The sequence below is a fragment of the Kitasatospora sp. NPDC098663 genome (assembly GCF_044760075.1).
Lineage (GTDB): Bacteria > Actinomycetota > Actinomycetes > Streptomycetales > Streptomycetaceae > Kitasatospora.
The window spans coordinates 55081-78437 of record NZ_JBIWAP010000034.1 but is presented as its reverse complement, the minus strand read 5'-3'; the positions used below and the strand labels follow the sequence as shown (position 1 = coordinate 78437).

Here is a 23357-nt window from a genome sequence, read left to right as displayed (position 1 = left end):
TATTGGAACGCTCCAAGATCTTGTCAATGAAGACAGAACCTAGGATCGCCGTCATGCATGCACACTCATCGCCCCGGCCCAGGACAGGGTCCGCCGCGACCCTCGAAATGGTCGCCGCCCGGGCCGGCGTGGGCCGTCAGACGGTGTCCAACGCGATCAACTCGCCCGAGCTGCTGCGCCCGCAGACGCTGGAGCGGGTCCAGCGCGCGATCGACGAGCTCGGCTACCGCCCGCACCGGGCCGCGCAGGCGCTCAAGACCAGGGCCAGCCGGCTGATCGGCTACGGCATCCGCTCCAGCAGCACCGGCGTCCCGACCCCGGTCCTGGACCAGTTCCTGCACTCGCTCTCCGAGGCCGCCGACCAGGCCGGCTACCGGGTGGTGCTGTTCGCCGTCGCCCCCGGGGACGACGAACTCACCAGCTACCAGCAGCTGCTCGACGAGCACGGCGCGGACGGCTTCGTCCTCAGCGGCACCGACCGCGGCGACCGCCGCCAGGGCTGGCTGCACGAACGCGGCGTCCCGTACGTCGCCTTCGGTCGCACCTGGTCCGGCCGGGACGTCGGCGACTGGGTCGACGTCGACGGCTCCGCCGGGACTTCGGCCGCCGTCCGGCACCTGGCCGGGCTCGGCCACCGCAAGATCGGCTTCCTCGGCTGGCCGAAGGGCTCCGGCGTCGGCGACGACCGCGCCCGCGGCTGGCAGAGCGCGATGCGCGAACTGGGCCTGCCCGCCCGGGGCCGCCGGGCCGAGAGCCCGGACGACCAGGCGAGCGCCACCGAGGCCGCCGAACGGCTGCTCGCGACCGGCGCGACCGCGGTGGTGACCGCCAGCGACACCCTGGCGCTCGGCTGGTACCAGGCGCTGCGCCGCGACGGCCGCACCCCCGGCCCGGACGCGGCCGTCATCGGCTTCGACGACTCGCCGATCGCCCCCCTGCTGTTCCCGTCGCTGTCCAGCCTCGCCCAACCGCTCGACGCGGTCGGCCGCGAGTGCATGCGGCTGCTGCTGGAACGCCTCGGCGACCACCACCGGCCGACCGAACACGTGCTCCTGGAACCGGAGCTGGTCCTGCGCGAAAGCGTCTGACCGCCGCTCCCCCCGAACCATCTCCTCCCACTCCCCCCACCCACCCTCGCAAGGAGATCCCGCATGGCCACCTCCCGCACCCTCGCCGCGGCAGCCGTCTGCGCGGCCGTCACCCTCGGCGCCGTCACCGGCTGCTCCTCCTCCGGCGGCTTCGGCGACTCACCGGCCAAGCAGTCCTCCGGCGGCAACCAGAGCCTGACGGTACTGATCGCCACCTCCGGCGAGTCCGAGACGGCCGCGGTCAAGGCCGCCACGGCCGACTGGGCCAAGAAGACCGGCAACACCGTCACCGTGCAGATCGCCAGCGACATCAACCAGCAGCTCGGCCAGGCCTTCGCCGGCGGCAACCCGCCGGACCTCTTCTACGTCAACTCCGACCAGTTCGCGAACTACGCCAAGGGCGGCTCGCTGTACGCCTACGGCGACCAGATCCCGGACGCCGCCGACTTCTCCGAGCCGCTGCGCAAGGCCTTCAGCTACGACGGCAAGCTCACCTGCCTGCCCAAGGACACCTCCACCCTGGGCCTGGCGATCAACACCACGCTGTGGCAGCAGGCCGGCCTGACCGAGGCCGACTACCCGACCAGCTGGCAGCAGCTCTCCGACGACGCCGCCAAGCTCACCAAGGACGGCGTGACCGGCCTGGTGACCGCCCCCGACTACCAGCGGCTCGGCGCCCTGCTGAAGGAGGCCGGCGGCTGGATCACCAACCCCGAGCAGACCGCGATGACCGCCGACAGCCCGGCCAACAAGCAGGCGCTGGAGTACGTGCAGTCGATGATGAAGGCCGGCTCGGCCAAGTACGTCGCCGAGGTGGACGCCGGCTGGGGCGGCGAGGCGCTCGGCAAGGGCAAGGCCGCGATGACCATCGAGGGCAACTGGCTCAAGGGCGCGATGGCCAAGGACTACCCGAACGTCCAGTACAAGGTGCTCCCGCTGCCCGCCGGCCCGGCCGGCCCCGGCACCCTCGCCTTCAGCAACTGCTGGGGCATCGCCGCCAAGAGCCAGCACCAGGCCGCCGGGGTCGACCTGGTCAAGCACCTCGCCTCCGCCGACCAGCAGCTGGAGTTCGCCCAGGCCTTCGGCGTGATGCCCTCGCGCACCAGCGCGCTGAGCGCCTACGCCCAGAAGTACCCCGAGTCCAAGGCCTGGGTCGACGGCGTCGCCGACGCCCAGGCGCCGGTCACCATCGCCGGGTTCACCAAGGTGCTCACCCAGTTCAACACCGACCTCCAGTCGCTGAAGACGGGCGACCCGGCGGCCATCCTGGCCACCCTCCAGCGCAACGGCGAGCAGGCCATCAAGAATGCCAAGTAACAGCTCCACCGGCACGACACGCCGGCGCAGCCTGCGCGAGGGAGCATGGGGCTGGCTGTTCGCCGGCCCCATGGTCCTGGTCCTCGGCCTCTTCATGGTCCTGCCGATCGGGATGGCCCTGTGGGTCAGCCTGCTGCACTGGGACGGCCAGTCCAACCCGTTCAGCGGCAGCGCGGACTTCATCGGCCTGGACAACTACCGCCGGCTGTTCGCCGAGGACGGGCTGGACCGCACGCTGTTCGCCACCTCCATGCGCAACACGCTGTACTACGTCCTGCTGACGGTGCCGCTGCAGACGGTGCTGGCGCTGCTGCTCGCCATCCTCGTCAACCAGCGGATGCTGCGCGGCCGCGGCGCCCTGCGCACGGTGTTCTACTTCCCGTCCGTCACCAGCTCGATCGCGATCTCGACGGTCTTCCTGTTCCTCTTCCAGGGCAGCGGCGCCGTCAACCGGATGCTGGGCTGGCTCGGGGTCAAGGGGCCGAACTGGTTCGCCGACCCGCGCGGGGTGATCTGGCTGGTGCTCGGCTGGTTCGGCCTGGACCAGCCCGCCCCGGGCACCGGCGGCCCGCTCGGGCTGTCCTGGTCGGAGTGGTTCGCCGGGCCCTCGGTCGCGATGTGCACGCTGATCCTGATGGCGGTGTGGACCACCTCCGGCACCTTCATGCTGATCTTCCTCGCCGCCCTCCAGGACATCCCGCGCGAACTGGAGGAGGCCGCCGCGCTCGACGGCGTCAACCGCCGCCAGCTGCTGCGCCACGTCACCCTGCCCGCGCTGCGGCCCGTCCTGTTCCTGGTGCTGACCCTCGGCCTGATCTCCACCTGGCAGGTCTTCGACCAGGTGTACGTGATGGGCAAGGGCGCGCCCGGCAACACCACCCTCACGCCCGCCTACCTGTCCTACTCGGCCGGCTTCGACAACGCCGACTTCGGGCAGGGCGCCGCCATCGCGTTCGTCCTGCTCGGCCTGATCCTGCTGCTCACCGCCGTCCAGCGGTGGGTCCTGCGGGAGCGGGACGGCAAGCCCCGCCGCAGCCCGAAGGGAGCCCGCCGTGCCGCACGCTGACCGCAAGGCCACCGTGGACAAGCCGATCCTCGGCCGCTTCCCCCGGCCGCTGCGGATCCTCGGGTACGCCGTCCTGCTCGGCTTCGCACTGCTCTACCTGCTGCCGTTCCTGCTGCAACTGGTGAACAGCTTCAAGACCGACCCGGACGCGGCCGCCAACCCGATGTCGGTACTGCCCGACGGCGGCACCCTGGCCTCCTACCGGCGGCTGTTCGGCCTGGCGGAGGGCGTCGAGAACATCCCGTTCCTGCGCTGGCTGGGCAACAGCGTGCTGGTGACCGTCCTGGTGACGGCCGGCCGGGTGCTGTTCGACTCGATGGCGGGCTACGCGCTGGCCCGGATCAGGTTCCCGGGCCGCCGGCTGCTGTTCGCCTTCGTGCTGGCCGTGATGGCGGTGCCGGGCGTGGTGCTGCTGATCCCGAAGTTCCTGGTGCTGAAGAGCTTCGGCATGTTCGACAGCTACAGCGGCATGATCCTGCCGCTGCTGGTCGACGCCGCCGGGATCTTCATCATGAAGCAGTTCTTCGAGTCGGTGCCGCGCGAGATCGAGGAGGCGGCGCGGATCGACGGCGCCGGGACGTTCCGGATCTTCTGGTCCGTCGTCCTGCCGATGTCCCGGCCCTCGCTGATCACGCTCACCGTGCTCTCCTTCCAGGGCTCCTGGAACGAGTTCACGCACTTCCTGGTCTCCACCCAGTCCAGCGAGCACGACACCCTCACCACCGGTCTGGCGCACTTCGTCTCCGGCGGCCTCGGCTCCGGGACGCAGTACCCGCTCAAGCTGGCGGCGGCGCTGGTCTCCACCCTCCCGGTGGCGATCCTGTTCTTCTGCTTCCAGCGCCACTTCGTGCGCGGCGCCAACTCGGGCTCGCTCAAGGAGTGAGCCCGGCCCGGCCCGGCCAGTACACCCCCTCTGCCGAACCTTCCTGTGAACCCTTCTTGGAGAACCACGTGCCCGCCCGTATCGAGGACTACGCGCTGATCGGCGACATGCAGACCGCCGCCCTGGTCGGCAGGGACGGCGCCGTCGACTGGCTGTGCCTGCCCCGCTTCGACTCCCCGGCCGTCTTCGCCGGCCTGCTGGGCACGGACGAGCACGGCTTCTGGCGGATCGCCCCCGGTGACGCCCCGCCCGCCCACCGGCGGCGCTACCGGGGCGACTCGCTCATCCTGGAACAGGAGTGGGACACCGCCGGGGGCACCGTCCGGGTGATCGACTTCATGCCGCCGCGCGGCACGGCGGCCCCGCAGCTGATCCGGATCGTCGAGGGCGTCTCCGGCACCGTCCGGATGCGCTCGGCCCTGCGGATGCGCTTCTCGTACGGGCGCATCGTGCCCTGGGTGCACAAGGTCACGGACGGCACGGGCACCCGCACCGTCGCCGTGGCCGGGCCCGACTCGGTGTGGCTGGACGGCGAGTCCGAGACCTACGGACGCGACCTGACCACCTACGCCGACTTCACCGTCACCGCCGGCGAACGGATCGCCTTCGCCCTGACCTGGCAGGCCTCCCACCTCGGCGCGCCCGACCGGCCGGACGCCGAGCAGGCACTCGCCGCCACCGAGGAGTTCTGGCGCGACTGGGCCGCCCAGTGCACCTACCAGGGCCCCTACCGCGAGGCCGTGATCCGCTCCCTGATCACCCTCAAGGGCCTCACCTACGCCCCCACCGGCGGCATCGTCGCCGCCCCCACCACCTCGCTGCCCGAGGACATCGGCGGCGTCCGCAACTGGGACTACCGCTACACCTGGCTGCGCGACGCCACCATCACGCTCTCCTCGCTGCTGCGCACCGGCTACCGCGACGAGGCCAAGGCCTGGCGCGAGTGGCTGCTGCGCGCCGTCGCCGGCGACCCGGAGAACCTCCAGATCATGTACGGCATCGCCGGCGAACGGGAGCTGGTGGAGACCGAACTCGACTGGCTGCCCGGCTACGAGGGCTCCCGCCCCGTCCGAATCGGCAACGGCGCCGCCGGGCAGCTCCAGCTCGACGTCTACGGCGAGGTCGTCGAGGCCCTGCACCTCGCCCAGCACACCGGCCTGGCCCGCAACGACCACGCCCACCTGCTGCAACTGCGGCTGATCTCCTGGCTGGAGGAGCACTGGCAGGAGCCGGACGAGGGCATCTGGGAGGTCCGCGGCCCGCGCCGGCACTTCGTCCACTCCAAGGTGATGGCCTGGGTCGCCGTCGACCGGACGGTCCAGCTGCTGGAGCAGACCGACTGCGAGGGGCCGCTGGAGCGCTGGCGCGCCCTGCGCGACACCATCCACGAGGACGTCTGCACCCACGGCTACGACCCGGAGCGCAACACCTTCACCCAGTCCTACGGCTCCCAGGAACTCGACGCCTCGCTGCTGCTCATCCCCCAGGTCGGCTTCCTGCCGCCGGACGACAAGCGCGTGATCGGCACCGTCGAGGCGATCCAGCGCGAACTGTCCACCGAGGACGGCTTCGTGCTGCGCTACCCCACGAGCGGCGGGGTGGACGGCCTGCCGGGCGACGAAGGCGCCTTCCTGGCCTGCTCGTTCTGGCTGGCCGACGCCCTCGCGATGATCGGCCGGACGGACGAGGCGCACCAGCTGTTCGACAAGCTGCTGTCCATCCGCAACGACCTCGGGCTCCTGGCGGAGGAGTGGGACCCGCGGCTCAAGCGCCAGGTCGGCAACTTCCCGCAGGCCTTCAGCCACGTCCCGCTGATCGACACCGCGTTGCGCCTCGGCCGGGGCTGAGTACCGGGGCCCGTCCGTGGTGGCGGTCAGCCCGGCTGTCCGGCCCGGCCGCCACCACCGTTCCCGTCCTGCTCCTGCTCCTTTGCCCAGGCGACCGCCCACTCGTCGAGCGGGCGCAGGGCGTGGCCGAGGGCTTCTCCCAGCCGGGTGAGCTGATAGCCGTCGGCCGACGGGGCGACGAGGCCGCCCGACGTGAGGTCACGGAGCCGCTGGTAGAGGACGCTCGACGACAGGCCCTCGCACCGTGCGAGCAGGGCGCGGGCCCCGAGCGGGCCGGCGCGCAGCTCCCAGAGGAGGCGCAGGGCCCAGCGGCGTCCGAACAGGTCCATCGCGGCCATGATCGGCCGGCCGGTCGTCGAGCCGCGGACCGGCTCCCCCGGGCGTGGTGTCGGCATAACTCCCCTTGCGTTTCGTTATTCGAAACATTAACATCCCCCTTGCTGTTTCTGATTCCGAAACATCCGGAACGAGCGCAACGGGAGAGCCCATGCCGCGGATAGCCCCGCTGGAGCCGCCGTACACCGACCAGGCCGCCGCGCGACTCGCGCGCATGACGCCCGAGGGGGCCGCGCCGATCGGCCTGTTCCGCCTGTTCGCCAGGAACCCGCCGATGGCCGACGCCATGCACGGGTGGGGCCGCTACGAGCTGGGCCGGCAGCTGAGCCTGACCATGCGCGAGCGCGAGATCGTCATCGACCGGACGTGCGCGCTGTGCGGCTGCGAGTACGAATGGGGGGTCCACGTGATGACGTTCGCCGAGCGGGTCGACCTCACCCCCGCGCAGACGGCGTCACTGGTCCACGGCGGAGCCGCCGACGCGTGCTGGACGTCCGAACGGGAACGGCTGCTCATCCTCGCCGTCGACGCGCTGCACGCGGACTCCGACATCGACGACGCACTGTGGGCGCGACTCACGCCGGTCTTCGACGACCGCCAGTTGCTCGACCTGCTCCTGCTGTGCGGCTGGTACCACGCCGTCAGCTTCGCCGCGCGGGCCGCGCGGGTGCCGTACGAGCCCGGCGCACCCCGTTTCGCCGACGTCGCCCCGGTGCCCGCCGAGCCCCGCCTCCCCCGAAAATAATCGGCCACCCCCTTGCTGATGATGTGATCAAATGTGTAAGCACTGTGGCGCTTGACGCCACCGGGGAGGGACTGGTCCGACCATGCGGTCAGGCCCCGTTACACAGGAGACGTACCATCAACACCGCCATTCGCCGGGCCGCACGCGGAACCGTTCCCGTCGCCGTCACCGCATCCGTGCTCGCCGCCGGCCTGGCCGCCTGCGGCACCGTCGAGCAGCTGTCCGCCGCGCAGAAGGTATCCAAGGCCTTCACCAAGGTCGGCGAGGGCAAGGCCGCCGGCCTCACGTTCTCCGTGGACGCCACCCCCGAACAGATCACCGCCTTCGGCGCGGCCACCGGCGACAAGGTCGACCCGAAGACCGCCGACGCCGTGTCCGGGCTGAGCTTCTCCGTCGCGATATCCGCCGACAAGCCGCTGAAGGACCTCGACACCTTCAAGAACGCGCAAAGCAACGGTGCCGACAAGGACCTGACGCTCGACAAGTCGGTGCGCCTGTCCTACGTGCTCTCCGACCGGAAGGGCACCGCGCTGCTGGAGTACCGCCAGGTCGACGCCAAGGCGTTCCTGCGGGCCGACGCCAAGGCCCTGGTGAAGCTGCTCGGCGAGGATCCGTCGGAGGTCGACGCCATCAGCAGCGGCATGCCCGCCGAACTGAAGCCGATCAAGGACGTGCTGGCCGGCAAGTGGGTCTCCTTCGACCTGCAGAAGCTCGCCGACGACGCCAAGAAGTTCGACGGCGCCAAGGCCACCCCGAGCGCACAGCCCTCGCTGGACCCGGAGTCCGCCAAGCAGCTGACCAACTCCCTCAAGGACGTGCTGTCTCGCACCGTCACCTTCGAGGACAAGGGCAAGAAGGACGGCGCCGAGCACATCTGGATGAGCGCCCCGGGCCGCCAGCTGGCCGACGAGCTGCTGAAGGCCCTCAAGCCGCTGGCCACCAAGCTCCCCGAGCAGTTCGGGAAGCTCCCCACCTCCGTCCCGAGCACCGTGCGCGAGGACAAGGTCGGCGTCGACCTCTACCTGAAGGACGGCAAGCCCTCCGCCGCCACCTTCGACCTCGCCCAGCTGGAGGCGAAGGCCGGACCGGGCGTCAACTTCCCGGTGAAGCTCGCCTTCAACCAGAACGCCCCGACCGTCGAGGCCCCCGCCGGCGCCACCGCGCTGACCAGCGACGACATCCAGAGCGCGATGATCACCCTCATCGCCTCCGGCGCCACCAGCGGGAACAAGGGCGGCCCCGCCCCGACCACCCCGGCGCTCACCCCCGGCAAGCCCCTGACCCCCGCCCAGTCCGAGGAGTTGAAGGCCCTCGGCCTGCCGCCGGCGCAGCAGGAGGTGTTCAGCAAGCTCGGCATGGGCTACGAGGACATGAAGAGCCTCGCCCAGGAGGGCTGATCCCCGCCCCTCCCCCACGGCGCCCGGCCGGCCGCGACAGCGGCGGGCCGGGCGCCGCTGTTCGACGCCGCAGTCGGCGTCCCGACCGCCCGGATCACCGGCGCGCGAGATGGACGGTCAGGTCGGCCGCGACCTCGACCGTCTCGGGCAGCACCCGCGTGATCGCCTCGAAGGCCTGCCGCCGCTCCGGCGGCGGCAGTTGGAGGTACGCCGAGACGGTCGACAGGTGACCGAGGTAGTACGGGGCGCTCACGCGCAAGCGCCGCCGGATGACGGACTGCCGGACGTCACGGAACAGCCGGGACCGCTCCAACTCCGTGCCCGGCCACTGCAGTTCCTCCTCGGGAGCGGTCCCGTCCGGAGACGGGACGTCGTCGCTCTCCAGGAACGGCGCCCGGGCCGCCCGCACGGCTTCCTCGACGGCCGGGTCGGCCGGCCGGAACGGCCCGCCGAAGTTGGCGAACACGCCGCCCGGCTCCAGCAGCGCGGCCACCCGCGACCACCGGCCCTCCGGGCGCGTCCAGTGCAGGGCCGCCGCCGCGTAGACCAGCCCGTACGTCCCGCCCGGCCGCAGGTCCTCGAACGCGGCCCGGACGGTCCGCACGTTCGGGGGCGCCGCCTTGCGCAGTTCGGCGAGCATGGCCGCGTCGGGCTCCGTCGCCGTGACGTCGACCCCGTGCCCGGCGAACAGCCGGGTCGCCTTGCCGGTGCCCGCACCGATCTCCAGGGCCGTCCGCACCGGCCGGCCCGCGTACGCCGCCACCGTGCCGAAGAGTTCGTCGGGGTACCCCGGCCGGAAACGTTCGTAGGCTTCGGCGATCGCGCCGAAGCTCAGTGCGCGAGCAGACATGCCGAGCATCCTGACACGCCGCGGCGGGCCGCGCCCGGGTTCTCCCCCGCCGCACCGCGCCCGGAGGAGTGGTACGGGTCCGGAATCAGCCGGTTGTCGGTAATGAACGATTGTGTTCCCTACACCTCGGGGATACTGCCGGTGTCAGTGGACGGACCCGCCCCTCACCGTCGTTCGCTCCCGAGCCATTGGGGGACCTGCCATGGTCACCTCGCGCGCCCTGGCCCCGGCGCCGCCCGCACCCGCACGCCGCGGCCAGCACCCGGGGACAGCCCTCACCGTCATCGCGGCCACGCAGCTCATGGTGGTCCTCGACGTCACGATCGTGAACATCGCCCTGCCGCACATCCAGCAGGCGCTGAGGTTCAACACCACCGACCTGTCCTGGGTCGTCAACGCCTACACCCTCACCTTCGGCGGACTCCTGCTGCTGGGCGGGCGGATGGGCGACATCCTCGGGCGCCGACGCGTGTTCGTCGCCGGGGTCCTGATCTTCAGCCTCGCCTCACTGCTCGGCGGCGTCGCGCAGTCCTCCGGCTGGCTGCTGGCCGCGCGCGCACTCCAGGGCCTGGGCGCGGCGATCGCCTCGCCGACCGCGCTCGCCCTGATCGCGACCAACTTCCCGGAGGGCCCGGCCCGCAACCGCGCCTTCGGCGTGTACTCGGCCGTCGCCGGGGCGGGCGGCGCCGTCGGCCTGCTCGCCGGCGGGATCCTGACCTCCTGGCTGTCCTGGCGGTGGGTGCTGTTCGTCAACGTGCCGATCGGCATCGCGATCGCGCTGCTGGCGCCGCTCTACATCAACGAGTCCGAGCGGCACCCCGGACGCTTCGACCTGACCGGCGCGTTCGCCGCCACCGCGGGCATGGTCTCGCTGGTCTTCGGCTTCATCCGGGCCTCCGACCACGGCTGGACCGACTCCGTGACGCTCACCTCGTTCGGCCTCGCCGCGCTGCTGCTGGCGGCCTTCCTGTTCCACGAGCGGCGGGCGCCGCAGCCGATCACCCCGCTGCACCTGTTCCGCGACCGCAACCGCTCCGGCGCCTACGGGCTGCTGCTCTGCGTGGCCGCGACCATGTTCAGCATCTTCTTCTTCATGACCCTGTTCGTGCAGGACGTCCTCGGGCTCAGCCCGCTGCGGGCCGGCTTCGCCTTCCTGCCGATCAGCGCCGCGAGCGTCGTCGCCGCCCAGTTCGCCGCCCGCAACCAGCTGCGGTACGGGCGCAGGCCGTTCCTGGTGGTGGGCTCGCTGCTGGTGGCGGGCGGGGCGTTCTGGGCCACCCGGCTCGACGCCCACAGCGGCTACCTGACCGGGGTCCTCGGCCCGACCCTGCTGTTCGGCCTCGGGATGGGCTCGATCTTCGTCCCGGCCACGCTGACGGTGGTCTCCCGGGTCGCCCCGCACGAGACCGGTGCGGCCACCGGCATGCTCAACACCACCCAGCAGGTGGGCGGCTCGCTGGGGCTGTCGATCCTGGTCACGGTCTACGGCACGGCCAGTCGCAACGAGGCCGGCCGGCAGGTCGGCGCGTTCCTGCGGCAGGCCACCCCGCAGCAGGCGGCCCAGTTCCGGGCCACCGGGAAGCTGCCGGCGCCGTACTCCTCCGAGGTGCTGGTGCACGGCATCTCCAGGGCGTTCGACATGGGCCTGGCCTTCGCCGTGCTCGCGGCGCTGATCGCCCTGTTCGTCATCAGGGCCGACCGGGAGGCGCCGCCCGTCAGCCCTTCGGGGGACGTCACTTGACAGGGCGTCCGGGCATCGCCGACAGTCCATCTTGCAATGGTTTTCATCTTCGATAACCAGACTCCGCGAAAGAGGACACCCATGTCGCTCGACGTCTCCCCCGCCCTCCTCGCCCAGGCCGAGCACGGCCGGGTCAACCAGGCCGACTTCCTCGACACCGTCCGCGCCTCCCTCCCCTACGCCTACCAGGTCGTCGCCGGGCTCAGCACCGAACTCAGCGCCACCGAGGACGAGTTCACCACCGACAACACCACGCCCACCGACGAGGAGCGCGCCCAGCTGCTGCGCGCGCTCGCCAGCAACGCCATCCGCGGCAGCCTGGAGGACCACTTCGGCGTCAAGCTCGCCTTCGTCAACTGCCACCGCGTCGGCGCCTTCCGCCCCGGCACCGAGGACGGCGACGCCTACCGCGAGTTCACCTCGCTGCACAACCAGATCCGCAACCAGAGCCCGGAGCTGCGCAGCTGCTGACCCTCCCGGACGCGCGGCGGGCCCCCGTCGGGGGAGGGGGGCCCGCCGCGCCCCGTACCGGGTCGGTGTTGAGGCGGGATTGCGCCGTGTTGCGCGCGGATGTCCGATCCCGCGCCGATCTTGTGGGGACGCGAGCCGCCTGCGTACGTTCGACGGGCACCGCCCGCCCGGCCCTCCCGGGGCCGCCTCACACCACCCGGAGCCACCCACCATGTCGCCGACCCCACGACCGCTGCGGAAACTCGGCTTCCTGACCATCGGACTGTTCGACGAGGCCGACCCGCGCCGGGGCCACGAGTCCACCCTCGACCTCATCACCCTCGGCGAGCAGCTCGGCTTCGACAGCGCCTGGCTGCGCCACCGCCACCTCCAGTACGGGATCTCCTCCCCCGTCGCCGTCCTCGCCGCCGCCTCCCAGCGCACCAGCCGCATCCACCTCGGCACCGCCGTCACCCCGCTCGGCTGGGAGAACCCGCTGCGCCTCGCCGAGGACCTCGCCACCGTCGACGTCCTGTCCGGCGGCCGCCTCAACCCGGGCTTCAGCGTCGGCCCGCCCACCCACTACGACCGGGTCCGCGGCGCGCTCCACCCCGACACCGGCGAGCACGAGGACTTCGGGACCGGCCGCGCCGAGCGCCTCCTCCGCCTCGTCCGCGGCGAACCCGCCTCCGACTTCGCCGGCACCGAGGGCATCGAGGTGTACTCCCGCCGGGTCCAGCCGCACTCCCCCGGCCTCGCCTCCCGGCTCTGGTACGGCGCCGGCAGCCTGCGCTCCGCCCGCTGGGCCGGCGAGCACGGGCTCAACCTGCTCACCAGCAGCATCGTCAAGACCGAGGGGGAGTCCGAGGACTTCGCCGAGATCCAGCGCACCCAGATCCGCGCCTTCCGCGCCCAGCACCCCGACGGCGAGCGCGCCCGCGTCTCCCAGGGCCTCGTCGTCATCCCCACCGACAGCGCCGGCCCCGAACAGCGCGCCAAGTACCAGGCGTACGCCCTCGCCCGCACCCCCCGCACCCTCGCCCCGCAGGGCCCGGCCCGGATGGTGTTCGCGCCCGACCTGGTCGGCCCGTCCGAGGAGATCGCCGAGCGGCTGCGCGCCCACGCCGGCTACCAGGAGGTCGACGAGGTCGCCTTCGCCCTGCCCTTCACCTTCGACCACCAGGACTACGTGCAGATCCTCACCGACCTCGCCACCCGCCTCGGCCCCGCCCTCGGCTGGCGGCCCTCGACCGGGCGCGGCTGACCCGGCGACCGGTCGGACGGCCGACGTCGGCGCGCCGGGCGGGCACTGGCCAGATGACTAAGCGCTTGCTTAGACTCGGGCGTCCAGTGCAGGCCCGCACGCCCCCAGGAGACGTCATGACCGCGACCAACCGTCAGATCCGCCTCGCCCGTCGGCCGGTCGGGGAGGTGCGGGCGGAGGACTGGGCACACGGGTCGGAGCCGGTGGGGGCGCCCGGGCCGGGGCAGTTCGTGGGGCGGACGCGGTACGTGTCGCTGGACCCGGCGATGCGCGGGTGGCTGGACGACCGGCCGTCCTACCTGCCGCCGGTCGGGCTGGGCGAGGTGATGCGGGCCGGCTCCGTGGTCGAGGTCGTCGAGTCCGACCACCCGAAGTTCCGTGTCGGCGACCACCTGGTCGGCAGCTTCGGCGTCCAGGAGTACGTGGTCTCGGACGGCAAGGGCGCGCTGAAGGTCGACCCCGCGCTCGCGCCGCTGTCGACGTACCTCGGCGCGCTCGGCATGCCCGGGATGACCGCCTACTTCGGGCTGCTGGACGTCGGGGCGCTCAAGGAGGGCGAGACCGTGGTGGTCTCCGGCGCCGCCGGGGCCGTCGGCAGCCTGGTCGGGCAGATCGCCAGGATCAAGGGCTGCCGGGTGGTCGGCATCGCGGGCGGCCCCGAGAAGTGCGCGCTGCTCACCGGGGAACTGGGTTTCGACGCGGCGATCGACTACCGCTCCGAGGACGTCCGCAAGGCGCTGCGCGACCACGCGCCCGACGGCATCGACGTGTACTTCGACAACGTCGGCGGGGACGTCCTGGACGCCGCGCTCACCCGGCTCGCGATGCACGCCCGGGTGGTGCTCTGCGGGGCGATCAGCCAGTACAACAACGAGACCGCCGTGCAGGGCCCGTCCAACTACCTGTCACTGCTGGTGCGGCGGGCCCGGATGGAGGGCTTCGTGGTGTTCGACTACGCGCGCCGCTACCCGGAGGCGGCCCGGGAGCTCGCGGGCTGGATCGCGGACGGCCGGATCAAGGTCAAGGAGCACGTGGTGGAGGGGACGGTGGACGACTTCCCGGCGGTCCTCGGGATGCTCTTCCGCGGGGAGAACACCGGCAAGCTGGTGCTGCGGCTGAGCTGATCCCGGCCCGGTGCGGCGGCGACGGGACGTCCGCCGCCGCACCGGGAGCGCTCAGAGCAGGCGCTTGATCTCGCCGCGTGCCCGGTAGAAGCCGCCCGAGGCGGACTCCCGCACCTCGGCGACCAGGTACCGCGCCCCGGCGACCCGGATGTCCTTCGGGAACTGCACCCGCCGGCCCTGGTCGAAGCCCGCCGACACCACCCGCACCCGCAGCCGGGCGCCGTCCTGCACGCACTCGACCTCGATCCCGCCGCCGGGCAGGCCGCCGGTGCCGACGACCACCGTCTCCAGGGCCGTGCCCGGCCGCACCGCCTCCCAGCCGGCGTCGCGCACCTCGGCGGTGGCCGGCAGGGTGCCGCCCTCGGCCGCCCGGACGGCCTGCTCGCTCGCGTCCAGGCAGGCGAGGGAGCCGTCGGTGGTCACCAGGTAGAGCCGGCCGTCCCGGTACTGCATGCTGTACGCCGAGCCGCAGCCGGTGGCGAGCTTCCACAGCCGGGTGCCGTCGGCGGCGAAGCAGTACACCGAGGAGTGGTTGTCCCCGGCGAAGACGTACTCGCCGTCCGGGGAGGCCGCGCAGGAGAACACGGCGGCGTCGCAGCGGTACGCGGCGACCTCGGAGCCGTCGGACTTGCGCAGCCGGTGCACCCAGCCGCGCCCGGTACCGGCGAACACCTCGTCGGCCTCCTGCCAGCCGAACAGCACCTCGCCCTTCGTCGCGGTGTGCCACAGCTGGTCGCCGCCGCGCGCCGCGTAGCGGGCGACGCCGCGCGAGTGGCCGTGGTAGACGCCGTCCGCGTCGCAGCGCACCATCCAGCCGGAGCGGCCCTCGGCCTTGCGGCGCCACTGGAACTCGTCCTCGTGGTCGACGGTGGTCAGCCCGCCGCGTTCGTCGGCGACGCCGAGGACGCCGTCGTGGATGTCGAGCCAGAAGATGTCCACGTCCTCGGCTATCTCGTACGCCACCCGGGGGACCTTGCCGCCCAGGTCGTACACCTTGCCGTCGTCGCAGCCCGCGTAGATCCACCAGTCGTCGGCGACGATGCACTTGACGCCGTCCGGCAGGCCGAACCGGGCGGTGACCTCGCCGTCGTGGGTGAGGGTGTAGACGTCGCCGCGCTCGTTGCCGACCCAGGCGTGCTCCTCGCCGACGAAGACGCCGAAGGCCGGCGAGCCGGAGCGGAACCGCCACAGCAGCGGCGCCTGGTTCGCCGTCGAACGGGTGCTGACGAGCTGCCGCCTGGTCACCGCCCGGCGCTGGCGCACGCCCTGGACGGCCGGCGCGTAGCCCTTGCGGACCTTCTCGCCGATCTTCTTGGCCGCCGACGCGGCGGCCTTCTCGGCGCTCGGGAAGCTGGTCGACTTGGCCTGCCCCTCCTCGCCGATCCGCCCGTAGCGGACCGTCACCGTACTGCCGGCGAGCCGCACCTCGTAGAACTTGTGCGCGCTCCCCTCCTCCTCGGACAGTTCGAGGTAGGTGACCTGCTCTTCCACGGCGACGGACACGACGAAGTCCCCTTTCGGGTTTTCGGGCAACGGAGACGGGTGGCGAGGCGGGGCCTGTTCGCGGCCCCGCTCACCGACAACACCCAACCTAAGGCGCGGCACTGACAGCACGCCCCACGGGGCCCTCCCGGAACCTCGCCTCCCACTTGTCGCCTCACGAACCATTCTTCCGCCGTACATCTGGTCGTCGCCCGCCGCGCACGGTAGGGATCGGGTGGCGTTGCTAGAACCGCAGCGCCCGAACTTTCTTGTCCGTGTTCAGACCGCCGGGCCACCAGCCCGAGCGGCCGTCAGGAGGAAGCTCATGCGGAGTACCCAGCGAGTCCGGCGCAGAGCGATAGCGGGGGCGTCCACCGCAGCCGTGGTGGGGGCGCTGCTGGCGCTGCCCGGCGGCGTCGCCCAGGCGGCGTCACCCGACGTGGTGATCAGCCAGGTGTACGGCGGGGGCGGCAACTCCGGTGCCCCGTACGCCAACGACTTCATCGAGCTGTACAACCGCGGCACCGCGCCGGTGTCCGTCACCGGCTGGACGGTGCAGTACGCCTCGGCGGGCGGCACGTCCTGGGGCCGGACCACGCTGTCCGGCACCATCGCGCCCGGGCGTTTCCTCCTGGTGCAGGAGGCCACCGGGGCCGGAACGGGCGCGGCGCTGCCGACGCCGGACGCCACCGGGACCCTCAACCTGGCCGCGACCTCCGGCAAGGTCGCGCTGGTCACCAACGGCACCGCGCTGACCTGCGGTTCGGGCTGCGCGACGCAGCCCGGGGTGAAGGACCTGGTCGGCTACGGATCGAGCGCCAGCTCCGCCGAGGGCTCGCCGACCGGCAACCTGTCCAACTCCACCGCCGCCCTGCGCGTCGGCGGCGGCGCCACCGACACCGACAACAACGCGGCGGACTTCACCATCGGCGCCCCGACGCCGCGCAACTCCGCGTCCACCGGCGGCGGCACCACCACCGGCGCCCGGATCCACGACATCCAGGGCGCGGCCCGCACCTCCCCGCTGGCCGGCAGCGCCGTGAGCGCGGTGCCCGGCGTGGTCACCGCCGTCGGGCCCAACGGCTTCTGGTACCAGGACCCGCAGCCCGACAACGACCCCGGCACCAGCGAGGGCGTCTACGTCTACACCGCCGGCGCCCCCACCGTCGCGGTCGGCGACTCCGTCACGGTGAGCGCCACCGTCAGCCAGTACCGCCCCGGCGGCAGCGGCGGCACCACCAACCTGTCGATCACCGAACTCACCGCGCCCAGCGTCACGGTGCTCGCCCACAACGCGCCGCTGCCCGCGCCCACCCTGGTCGGCCCCGGCGGGCGGGTGCCCCCCGCGGCGGTGATCTCCAGCGTCGCCGGCGGGGACGTCGAGACCGCCGGAAACTACCAACCCGCCACCGACGGCCTGGACTTCTGGGCCTCGCTGGAGGGCATGCGGGTCGAGATCGACGACGCGGCCGTGGTCGGCCCCAGCAACAAGTACGGCGACCTCCCCGTCGTGCCCCAGGGCAGCACCACCCGCACCAACCGGGGCGGCATCCTGCTCCAGGCGAACGACGGCAACCCGGAGCGGGTGACCCTGGCGAACACGCTCGCGCCGACCCCGACCGCCAACGTCGGCGACACCCTGACCGGCGCGACCGTCGGCGTGCTCGACTACTCCTTCGGCAACTTCAAGCTCCAGGTCACCGCGACCCCGGCGGTCACCTCCGGCAACCTCGCCGCCGAGGTCACCGCCGCCCCGACGGCCGGCCAGCTCGCCGCCGCCACCTTCAACGTGGAGAACCTCTCCCCCGCCGACCCGCAGAGCAAGTTCGACGGCCTCGCGGCGGGCATCGTCACCAACCTGCGCTCGCCCGACCTCGTCGCCCTGGAGGAGATCCAGGACAACAGCGGCCCCACCGACGACGGCACCACCGCCCCCGACCAGACCCTCGCCAAGCTCACCGCCGCCATCTCGGCGGCCGGCGGCCCGGCCTACTCCTACCGCCAGATCAACCCGGTGGACGGCCAGGACGGCGGCCAGCCCGGCGGCAACATCCGCCAGGTGTTCCTGTTCCGCACCGACCGCGGCCTGAGCTTCACCGACCGCCCCGGCGCCGGCTCCACCACCGCCGACTCGGTCGTCAACAACGGCGGCACGCCCCAACTCGCTTACTCCCCCGGCCGGATCGACCCGACCAACACGGCGTTCAACTCCAGCCGCAAGCCGCTCGCCGGTGAGTTCCGCTGGAACGGCAAGCCGGTCTTCGTGATCGCCAACCACTTCAACTCCAAGGGCGGCGACCAGCCCCTGTTCGGCCGCTACCAGCCGCCCGCGCACCCGTCCGAGACCCAGCGCCACAACCAGGCGACGGTGGTGAAGAACTTCACCGACCAGATCCTGGCGGTGGACCCGAACGCGGCGGTCATCGTGCTCGGCGACCTCAACGACTTCGAGTTCTCGCAGACCGCCGACATCCTCACCGCCGGCGGCTCGCTGACCGACCTGCCGCGCACCCTGCCGCTGCCCGAGCGCTACACCTACGTGTACGAGGGCAACTCCCAGGTGCTGGACCACATCCTCATCTCCGGCGCGCTGGCGGCGAAGCCGTACAGCTACGACATCGTGCACATCAACAGCGAGTTCAGCACCCAGCTGAGCGACCACGACCCGCAGATCGTGCGGATCCCGCTGCCCTGACGCACGACACCGGCGCGGTGCCGTCCTCCCCCGGACGGGGAGGCCGGCACCGCGTTCGCCGTCCAGCCTCCGGCCACGGCGGCCAGCAGGGCGCGCAGGGCCTCGTCGAATCCTGACGGCCGCCCGCCCCAGGAGCCCTGGGGCGGACCGTGGACGGGACCGCGCCTCAGACCGGCCTCAGACCGGCCTCAGGGTCAGCGCGAACTGGGGCAGTGCGAGGAGCAGCACCGCGGTTCCGACCTCGATCCAGCGGTACTTCGCCCGGATGATCGCGCTGGTCCCGGCCAGCGAGGACAACAGCGCCCCCACCGGATCACGGCCCCCGCATTCGAAGGCGCGGCGCAGCCGCTCCACCCCCGCACCCGGCGCGATGTGCCCGAAGTAGGCCGGGCTGGTCGGGGCCTGCCGCTCGCCCTTCCGGTACCGGGGGACGAGGGCGGCCACGAAGCAGGCGACGGCCAGCAGCGCGCTCGCCACCGCGCTCCACCACAGGAACGGCACCGCCCAGGCCCGGGGCCCGGATCCGCCGCCGCCGCCCCCGCCCCCGCCCCCGCCCAGCGGGATGAACACCCCGAGGACCGCGCCGGTGAACGCCAGGAACACGGCGGCCTTGGCGTCGGCCCGGGTGAGCTCCATGCTGTTGGCGGTCACCAGGCGCTCGATCGCCGCCACCGCCGACGGGCTCGGGGCGGCGTCCGGTGCGGCGGTAGAAGCGGCGTCCGGTGCGGTCGGCGCCCGGCCGCCGGGTATGCCGGCGGCGGTCACACCGGGCTCCCGTTCGCCACGCCGCCCGCCCAGCCGTTGGCCTGCGAGCGGATCTTGACGAACTCCGGCCCGGCGCCCTGCGGCCCGGGGCCGGGCACCCGCCGTCCGAGCGCGATGAGGCGGTCGCGCAGCATCCGGGACAGCTCCTGCCGCTCCTGCTCGCTCAACTTGCCCAGCATCAGCGCCAGTTGGTCCTGCCAGGTGGTCTCACCCCGGAGCAGTTCGGCATGGCCGACCGCCCAGTCCAGGACCTCCCGGACCTGGTCCGGATGTCTGGCCAGCCAGAGCGCCGCGAGCGACACCGGGCCCTCCTGAACGGCCCGGCGGCAGAACGCGTACTCGTCCTCGCTCTTGTCCATCCAGTTGTAGGGCACATCGGCCCCGTCCGGTTCCCCGAGCCGCAGTTCGGCGTCGTGCTCCCGGGCGGACACGTCCGTGACGCGGTAGCCGAGGCCGCAGTGCGGCAGGAGGTGGGGCGTCGCGAGGTAGTGCATCAGCTCGGCCTCGGTCAGCCCGTGCCCGGTGGTGGCGAACTGCTCCTTGAGCTGGCGCAGACGCTGTTCGAGGTCCTTGCGGACCGGCAGCCAGCCCCGCACGGTCCGCGCCCGCACGGCGTTCACGGCGTCGTGCACCCACCACAGGACGTGGACGTCCACCGACTTCGTGCCGTACGGGGTCGACAGGCCGACCGCCCTGGTCCCGGACCGCTCGTCCAGCTCGACCAGGTACGCGTCGTCGAATCCGCGCAGGCCCGCCCGGACGGCCACCGGGCCCTCCAGGTCCGGGTCCTCGTCGGCGCGGGCGCGGCGGCGGTGCCCCACCTGGTGGTAGAGCCCGTCCCGGTCCAGCAGGACGAGCGCGCGGTCGCGCCGCCCGGACCAGCGGTGGCGCAGGATCTCCCGCCACGGCGCCTGGGTGGCGCGGGCGTAGACGGGCGGGTCGCTGTCGGCGGTCATCGGGCTCCTCCATCGGCGGGGGCGGGACGGTACGGCCGCGGTTCGCCCCGGCGCCAGGCGTCCAGGGCGTGCTGGGCGATGTGCCGTCCGGCCAGGTCGGGGTTGTCGTCAGCGTCGATCTCGACGAACAGGCGCATTTCACCGAGGCTCATCTCCTGGGCGAGCGCGGTCAGCAGCGTTTCCACGGCGGCGCGCAGCGGTTCGTTCCAGACCGCCGAGGCGCACCAGGAGAGCAGTGCGCTGCGGGTCTCGCCGAAGAGGTCGTCGTCGTTGAGCGAGAGCCGGATGAAGGTGATCACGGTGTCGGTGAACTCGCCGACGGTGATCAACTGGGCCTGGAACCAGGCGCGGTCCCACAGCAGCCGGGGGAAGGTCCGGAGCGCGAGTTCGGCCCCGCGCCCCGGGCGGTCCGTCCAGTCCATCAATTCGCGCAGGACGACCGGCTGGTTACCTGAGGCGAAGAGCTCCCACAACGCCGCGTCGACGGCTGTGGCGACCGCCCTCTCGTCCTCCTCCCGCCCCCGGTAGCACCCCCGCAGCAACGACAGCGCGAGCTCCGGGCGCGACGTCCCGAACTCCTCGCCGCAGGCGTAGGCGACCGTGGACCGCACCTGCCAGCCGACCTCGTGGCTCCAGTTCCTCAGGCGGTACTTGACCTCTCCGGCCAGCACCGGGTCCTGCGCCGCGATGCCCAGCGCGAACGCGGCGGTGCGGCGGCTGCGTTGACGGTCGGACCGGGCCAGCTTGACGATGTCGCGCAGGGCGCGCCGGCCGCCGCCCCAGCCTGCGGCCAGTCCCATCACCCGGCCCAGGGGCGCGGCCAGTTCGGGGTCCGTACCCGGGACGGCGTCCATCCACTCGGTCAGCAGCCCGGACAGCTCGCCGTACTGCCGCCAGACGTGCCGCAGCACCGTCTCGGCCTGGCGGTGCCGGGTGAAGCGCACCGGTTCCACCGTGTAGGTGTAGCGGGAGGTCGCGCGGATCTCGCCGGGCGCGCACTCGGCCCGGACGGTCGCCAGGAGTTCGTCCAGCGACCGCCGGAAGACGAAGCGCGGGTTCGGGCGAGGGGCCTCCCGGCTCACCGCACCGCTCCGGCCGTCGTCACCGCCCGTCGGCAGGACGGCATCGAGACGGCCGTCGGCCAGCTTGAGCAGCCGGTCGGCCTCGTCCCGGACGATCCGGTGGTCGAGTCCTTCGAAGACGCTGGTCGCCAGCAGGAACGCGAGTCCGTCCGGGTCGTCGTGCAGCTTCTTCAACAGGTCGGGAACCTCCTTCTCGGCGAGGAAGCTGAGCCGTCTGCGGAGATCGGAGAGGTCGGGGCCCTCGTCGCCGGCCCTGGCCACCTCGGCGACCAGTTCGGCGACCTGGGCGGGGACCAGTTCCGACGCCAGGAGGTCGTCCAGCCCCGGCCGCAGCCGCTCCAGCAGGTGCCGGCGCCGGTCGGGGTCGGGGACCGCGGCCTTCAGACGGGTTTCGAAGACCGCGCCGGGCGGCGGGGGCACGCAGCGCACCGGGGTGAGGTCCAGGTCGCGGGCGAGGCTGCGGAGCAGGTCCGGGTCGTGCGGCAGCATGACCACCATGCGCGCCTTCGCGTCCGCCAGCAGGCGGCGGAGGTTGGCGACCACCGCCGGGCCGAGCCGGAGGGTGGGCAGCAGGCCGTGCACCAGGTACCCGCGGGCCTCGGTGTCGCGGGGGCGCCAGGTGGACAGGTCCTCGTCGCTGTCGAGCGCGCGCAGCCTCATGCTGTGCCCGCTGTGCCGGGACAGCAGGTTGAGGGCCGCGGTGCGGCGCCCGGTGCCGGGCTCGCCCGCCAGGAACAGCAGGCCGGTGTCCAACTCCTCCAGTGCCGACGGGAACCACTCGGGCTGGGCGAAGCCGGCCCGCGCGTCCAGGATCTCCAGTGCGGAGATCGGGCCTTCGTGCGCCTCCACGTGCGGGCCGCCCGGGGCGGACGTCGCGCCGGTGTTCTCGACGCGCTGACCCCCGTGCACCGCGCCGGTGTTGATGTTGCCGTTCGGCGCGTAGATGACCTGCGGCCCACCGGGGGCCGCCCAGCGGCCGAGCCGGCTGAGGAACTCCCGGTCGGGGTCGGCGAAGTCGTCGGGATCGGCGAAGTCGTCGGCGTCGTCCGGGTCCGGATGTCCGGACGCGGTCTCGTCCCGGTCGGGCGCCGGGTCGCCGGGGCGGTCGCCGGACGGGCCGCCGCCGGATGCGCCGTCGACGGCGGACTGGTCCTCGGCGCTCACCGGCGCCGGTCCTTCTTGTCGCCGTGGAAGGTGTCGCCCTGGTTGCCGTGGACCGTACCGGCCTTGTGGCCCGCCACGTAGTCGCCCCCGAAGGAGTCGCCGCGCACGACGTCGCGCCCGGCGTAGTCGCCGCGCACCTTGGTGACCTGCTGGTCACCCTCCACGTTGGTGACGTGCTGGCTACCGTGCACCGTACCGTTGTTGATGTTTCCGCGGTCGGCCTGGTAGCTCACAGGCCCGCCTCCCGTCCGGCCGCCGTCCGCCTGCCCGGCCGCCGGCTCCGCCGCCGCGGCCTGCGCCCGCTCGTGCTCCGCGACCACGGCGTCGCCCAGGATGCGGCGGTCGTAGAGGTTCCCCGAGGGCGCGGGCACGTACAGCCAGGCCCGCTGGTCGAACCGCTTGCCCTCGACGGTGGCCGGCACCTCGATGAAGTGGTCGGGGTGGCGGCCGGTGAATCCACCCGCCACCGCGTCGTCGTAGCAGCGGTCGGACAGGATGGCGGCGACCTGGGTGATGCTCTCGTTGGAGGCGGCCAGCATGGCCTTCACCGGGCGGGAGTCGAGCAGGCGGTGGGTGTCGTTGCGGGGCGTGCCGTTGCCGTCGAACTCACCGCCGGAGTCGGGCAGCGGACCGATGTGGAGGCTGACCCGCAGCCGGATCCGTACCGTCCCGACCGAGTGCACGTTGAACTCGGTCAGCACCTCCTGGAGGGTGTGCAGCCACGGGTGGATCAGGAACGGCATCCAGGCCGGGTCGAAGCCGAAGACGTAGCCGTCGCCGGTGGAGGCGGGGAACCGGCGTCCGTGCCAGACCTCGGCGAGTCCGGCGCGCTCGAAGGACCACTGGAGGACCTTCGGGACGGCCTGGCTGATCATGCCGTGCTCGATGGCCGGGTAGCCGGTGAAGTCCTTGGCGTCGACGGCCACGATGCCCCGGTACGGCGGCAGTCGGCGGCTCCGGCTGTAGGGCAGGGCGCTGGCCTCGGGCATCGGCTGGTCGGACTGCGACATCTGTGCTCCTTGTGGTTCCCGTGCGGACCGTGTGCCCCAAGCTTCGCGAGCGCGCGCCGTGCGGTGTGCTCGCTCAGTGCGGAAACCCGGTGACG

Annotated in this window: 19 protein-coding genes; 12 read left to right on the top strand and 7 right to left on the bottom strand. The window is 72.6% G+C overall.

Going from position 1 to position 23357, the window contains the following annotated elements; all coding sequences use genetic code 11:
- Positions 1-53 precede the first annotated feature (53 nt).
- From ACIQVZ_RS30475 to ACIQVZ_RS30455, 5 genes are all read left to right on the top strand, one after another.
- Positions 54-1088, top strand: a complete 1035-nt coding sequence (locus ACIQVZ_RS30475; RefSeq protein WP_350884142.1) for a LacI family DNA-binding transcriptional regulator — start codon at positions 54-56, stop codon at positions 1086-1088.
- Between the two features lie 63 nt (positions 1089-1151).
- Positions 1152-2405, top strand: a complete 1254-nt coding sequence (locus ACIQVZ_RS30470; protein WP_402454304.1) for an extracellular solute-binding protein — start codon at positions 1152-1154, stop codon at positions 2403-2405.
- Complete coding sequence (locus ACIQVZ_RS30465; RefSeq protein WP_350884138.1) at positions 2395-3471, top strand: sugar ABC transporter permease; 1077 nt, start codon at positions 2395-2397, stop codon at positions 3469-3471. The genes ACIQVZ_RS30470 and ACIQVZ_RS30465 overlap by 11 nt, the downstream gene beginning before the upstream one ends.
- Positions 3458-4354 carry a carbohydrate ABC transporter permease gene (locus tag ACIQVZ_RS30460; protein WP_402454301.1) on the top strand — a complete coding sequence of 299 codons (897 nt, stop codon included), beginning with the start codon at positions 3458-3460 and terminating at the stop codon, positions 4352-4354. Before ACIQVZ_RS30465 ends, ACIQVZ_RS30460 begins: the two co-directional genes overlap by 14 nt.
- Positions 4355-4422: 68 nt before the next feature.
- Positions 4423-6201: a glycoside hydrolase family 15 protein gene (locus ACIQVZ_RS30455; protein ID WP_350884134.1), complete on the top strand. Its 1779-nt coding sequence runs from the start codon at positions 4423-4425 to the stop codon at positions 6199-6201.
- Between the two features lie 26 nt (positions 6202-6227).
- On the opposite strand, the gene ACIQVZ_RS30450 is transcribed toward ACIQVZ_RS30455, so the two are convergent.
- Complete coding sequence (locus ACIQVZ_RS30450; RefSeq protein ID WP_402454330.1) at positions 6228-6539, bottom strand: winged helix-turn-helix transcriptional regulator; 312 nt, start codon at positions 6537-6539, stop codon at positions 6228-6230.
- Positions 6540-6688: 149 nt separating this feature from the next.
- On the opposite strand from ACIQVZ_RS30450, the gene ACIQVZ_RS30445 reads away from it, so the two are divergent.
- Together ACIQVZ_RS30445 and ACIQVZ_RS30440 are read left to right on the top strand one after the other, a co-directional pair.
- Positions 6689-7282 carry a carboxymuconolactone decarboxylase family protein gene (locus ACIQVZ_RS30445; protein ID WP_402454297.1) on the top strand — a complete coding sequence of 198 codons (594 nt, stop codon included), beginning with the start codon at positions 6689-6691 and terminating at the stop codon, positions 7280-7282.
- Positions 7283-7458: 176 nt separating this feature from the next.
- A complete protein-coding gene (locus ACIQVZ_RS30440) occupies positions 7459-8679 on the top strand; it encodes a hypothetical protein (RefSeq protein ID WP_402454294.1) in 1221 nt (406 codons plus the stop codon).
- Positions 8680-8773: 94 nt separating this feature from the next.
- Here the strand turns inward: ACIQVZ_RS30440 and ACIQVZ_RS30435 are convergent, their stop codons facing one another.
- Positions 8774-9529 (bottom strand): class I SAM-dependent methyltransferase, encoded by a 756-nt coding sequence (locus ACIQVZ_RS30435; protein WP_402454291.1) that lies wholly within the window; start codon positions 9527-9529, stop codon positions 8774-8776.
- A 202-nt stretch (positions 9530-9731) separates the two neighbouring features.
- Between ACIQVZ_RS30435 and ACIQVZ_RS30430 the strand changes: the two genes are divergently transcribed.
- The 4 genes from ACIQVZ_RS30430 to ACIQVZ_RS30415 all read left to right on the top strand — a co-directional run bounded on the left by ACIQVZ_RS30430 (position 9732) and on the right by ACIQVZ_RS30415 (position 14108).
- Positions 9732-11270, top strand: a complete 1539-nt coding sequence (locus ACIQVZ_RS30430; protein ID WP_350884126.1) for an MFS transporter — start codon at positions 9732-9734, stop codon at positions 11268-11270.
- An 81-nt stretch (positions 11271-11351) separates the two neighbouring features.
- Positions 11352-11741, top strand: coding sequence for an SCO5389 family protein (locus tag ACIQVZ_RS30425; RefSeq protein ID WP_063345914.1), 390 nt, complete (start codon positions 11352-11354; stop codon positions 11739-11741).
- A 211-nt stretch (positions 11742-11952) separates the two neighbouring features.
- A complete protein-coding gene (locus ACIQVZ_RS30420) occupies positions 11953-12984 on the top strand; it encodes an LLM class flavin-dependent oxidoreductase (RefSeq protein ID WP_350884123.1) in 1032 nt (343 codons plus the stop codon).
- A gap of 116 nt (positions 12985-13100) precedes the next feature.
- A complete protein-coding gene (locus ACIQVZ_RS30415) occupies positions 13101-14108 on the top strand; it encodes an NADP-dependent oxidoreductase (protein ID WP_350884121.1) in 1008 nt (335 codons plus the stop codon).
- A 51-nt stretch (positions 14109-14159) separates the two neighbouring features.
- Here the strand turns inward: ACIQVZ_RS30415 and ACIQVZ_RS30410 are convergent, their stop codons facing one another.
- A complete protein-coding gene (locus ACIQVZ_RS30410) occupies positions 14160-15611 on the bottom strand; it encodes a WGR domain-containing protein (RefSeq protein ID WP_350884119.1) in 1452 nt (483 codons plus the stop codon).
- A 304-nt stretch (positions 15612-15915) separates the two neighbouring features.
- Here ACIQVZ_RS30410 and ACIQVZ_RS30405 point away from each other — a divergent pair, with 304 nt between their 5' ends.
- Positions 15916-18285, top strand: coding sequence for a lamin tail domain-containing protein (locus ACIQVZ_RS30405; RefSeq protein WP_402454288.1), 2370 nt, complete (start codon positions 15916-15918; stop codon positions 18283-18285).
- A gap of 177 nt (positions 18286-18462) precedes the next feature.
- On the opposite strand, the gene ACIQVZ_RS30400 is transcribed toward ACIQVZ_RS30405, so the two are convergent.
- From ACIQVZ_RS30400 to ACIQVZ_RS30385, 4 genes are read right to left on the bottom strand one after another with little or no spacing between them, the layout of a single operon-like run.
- Positions 18463-19050, bottom strand: a complete 588-nt coding sequence (locus ACIQVZ_RS30400) for a Pycsar system effector family protein (protein ID WP_402454286.1) — start codon at positions 19048-19050, stop codon at positions 18463-18465.
- Positions 19047-20006, bottom strand: coding sequence for a hypothetical protein (locus tag ACIQVZ_RS30395; RefSeq protein WP_402454284.1), 960 nt, complete (start codon positions 20004-20006; stop codon positions 19047-19049). Before ACIQVZ_RS30395 ends, ACIQVZ_RS30400 begins: the two co-directional genes overlap by 4 nt.
- Positions 20003-22252, bottom strand: coding sequence for a hypothetical protein (locus tag ACIQVZ_RS30390; protein ID WP_402454282.1), 2250 nt, complete (start codon positions 22250-22252; stop codon positions 20003-20005). The genes ACIQVZ_RS30395 and ACIQVZ_RS30390 overlap by 4 nt, the downstream gene beginning before the upstream one ends.
- Positions 22249-23262 carry a hypothetical protein gene (locus ACIQVZ_RS30385; protein WP_402454280.1) on the bottom strand — a complete coding sequence of 338 codons (1014 nt, stop codon included), beginning with the start codon at positions 23260-23262 and terminating at the stop codon, positions 22249-22251. The genes ACIQVZ_RS30390 and ACIQVZ_RS30385 overlap by 4 nt, the downstream gene beginning before the upstream one ends.
- Positions 23263-23357 lie beyond the last annotated feature (95 nt).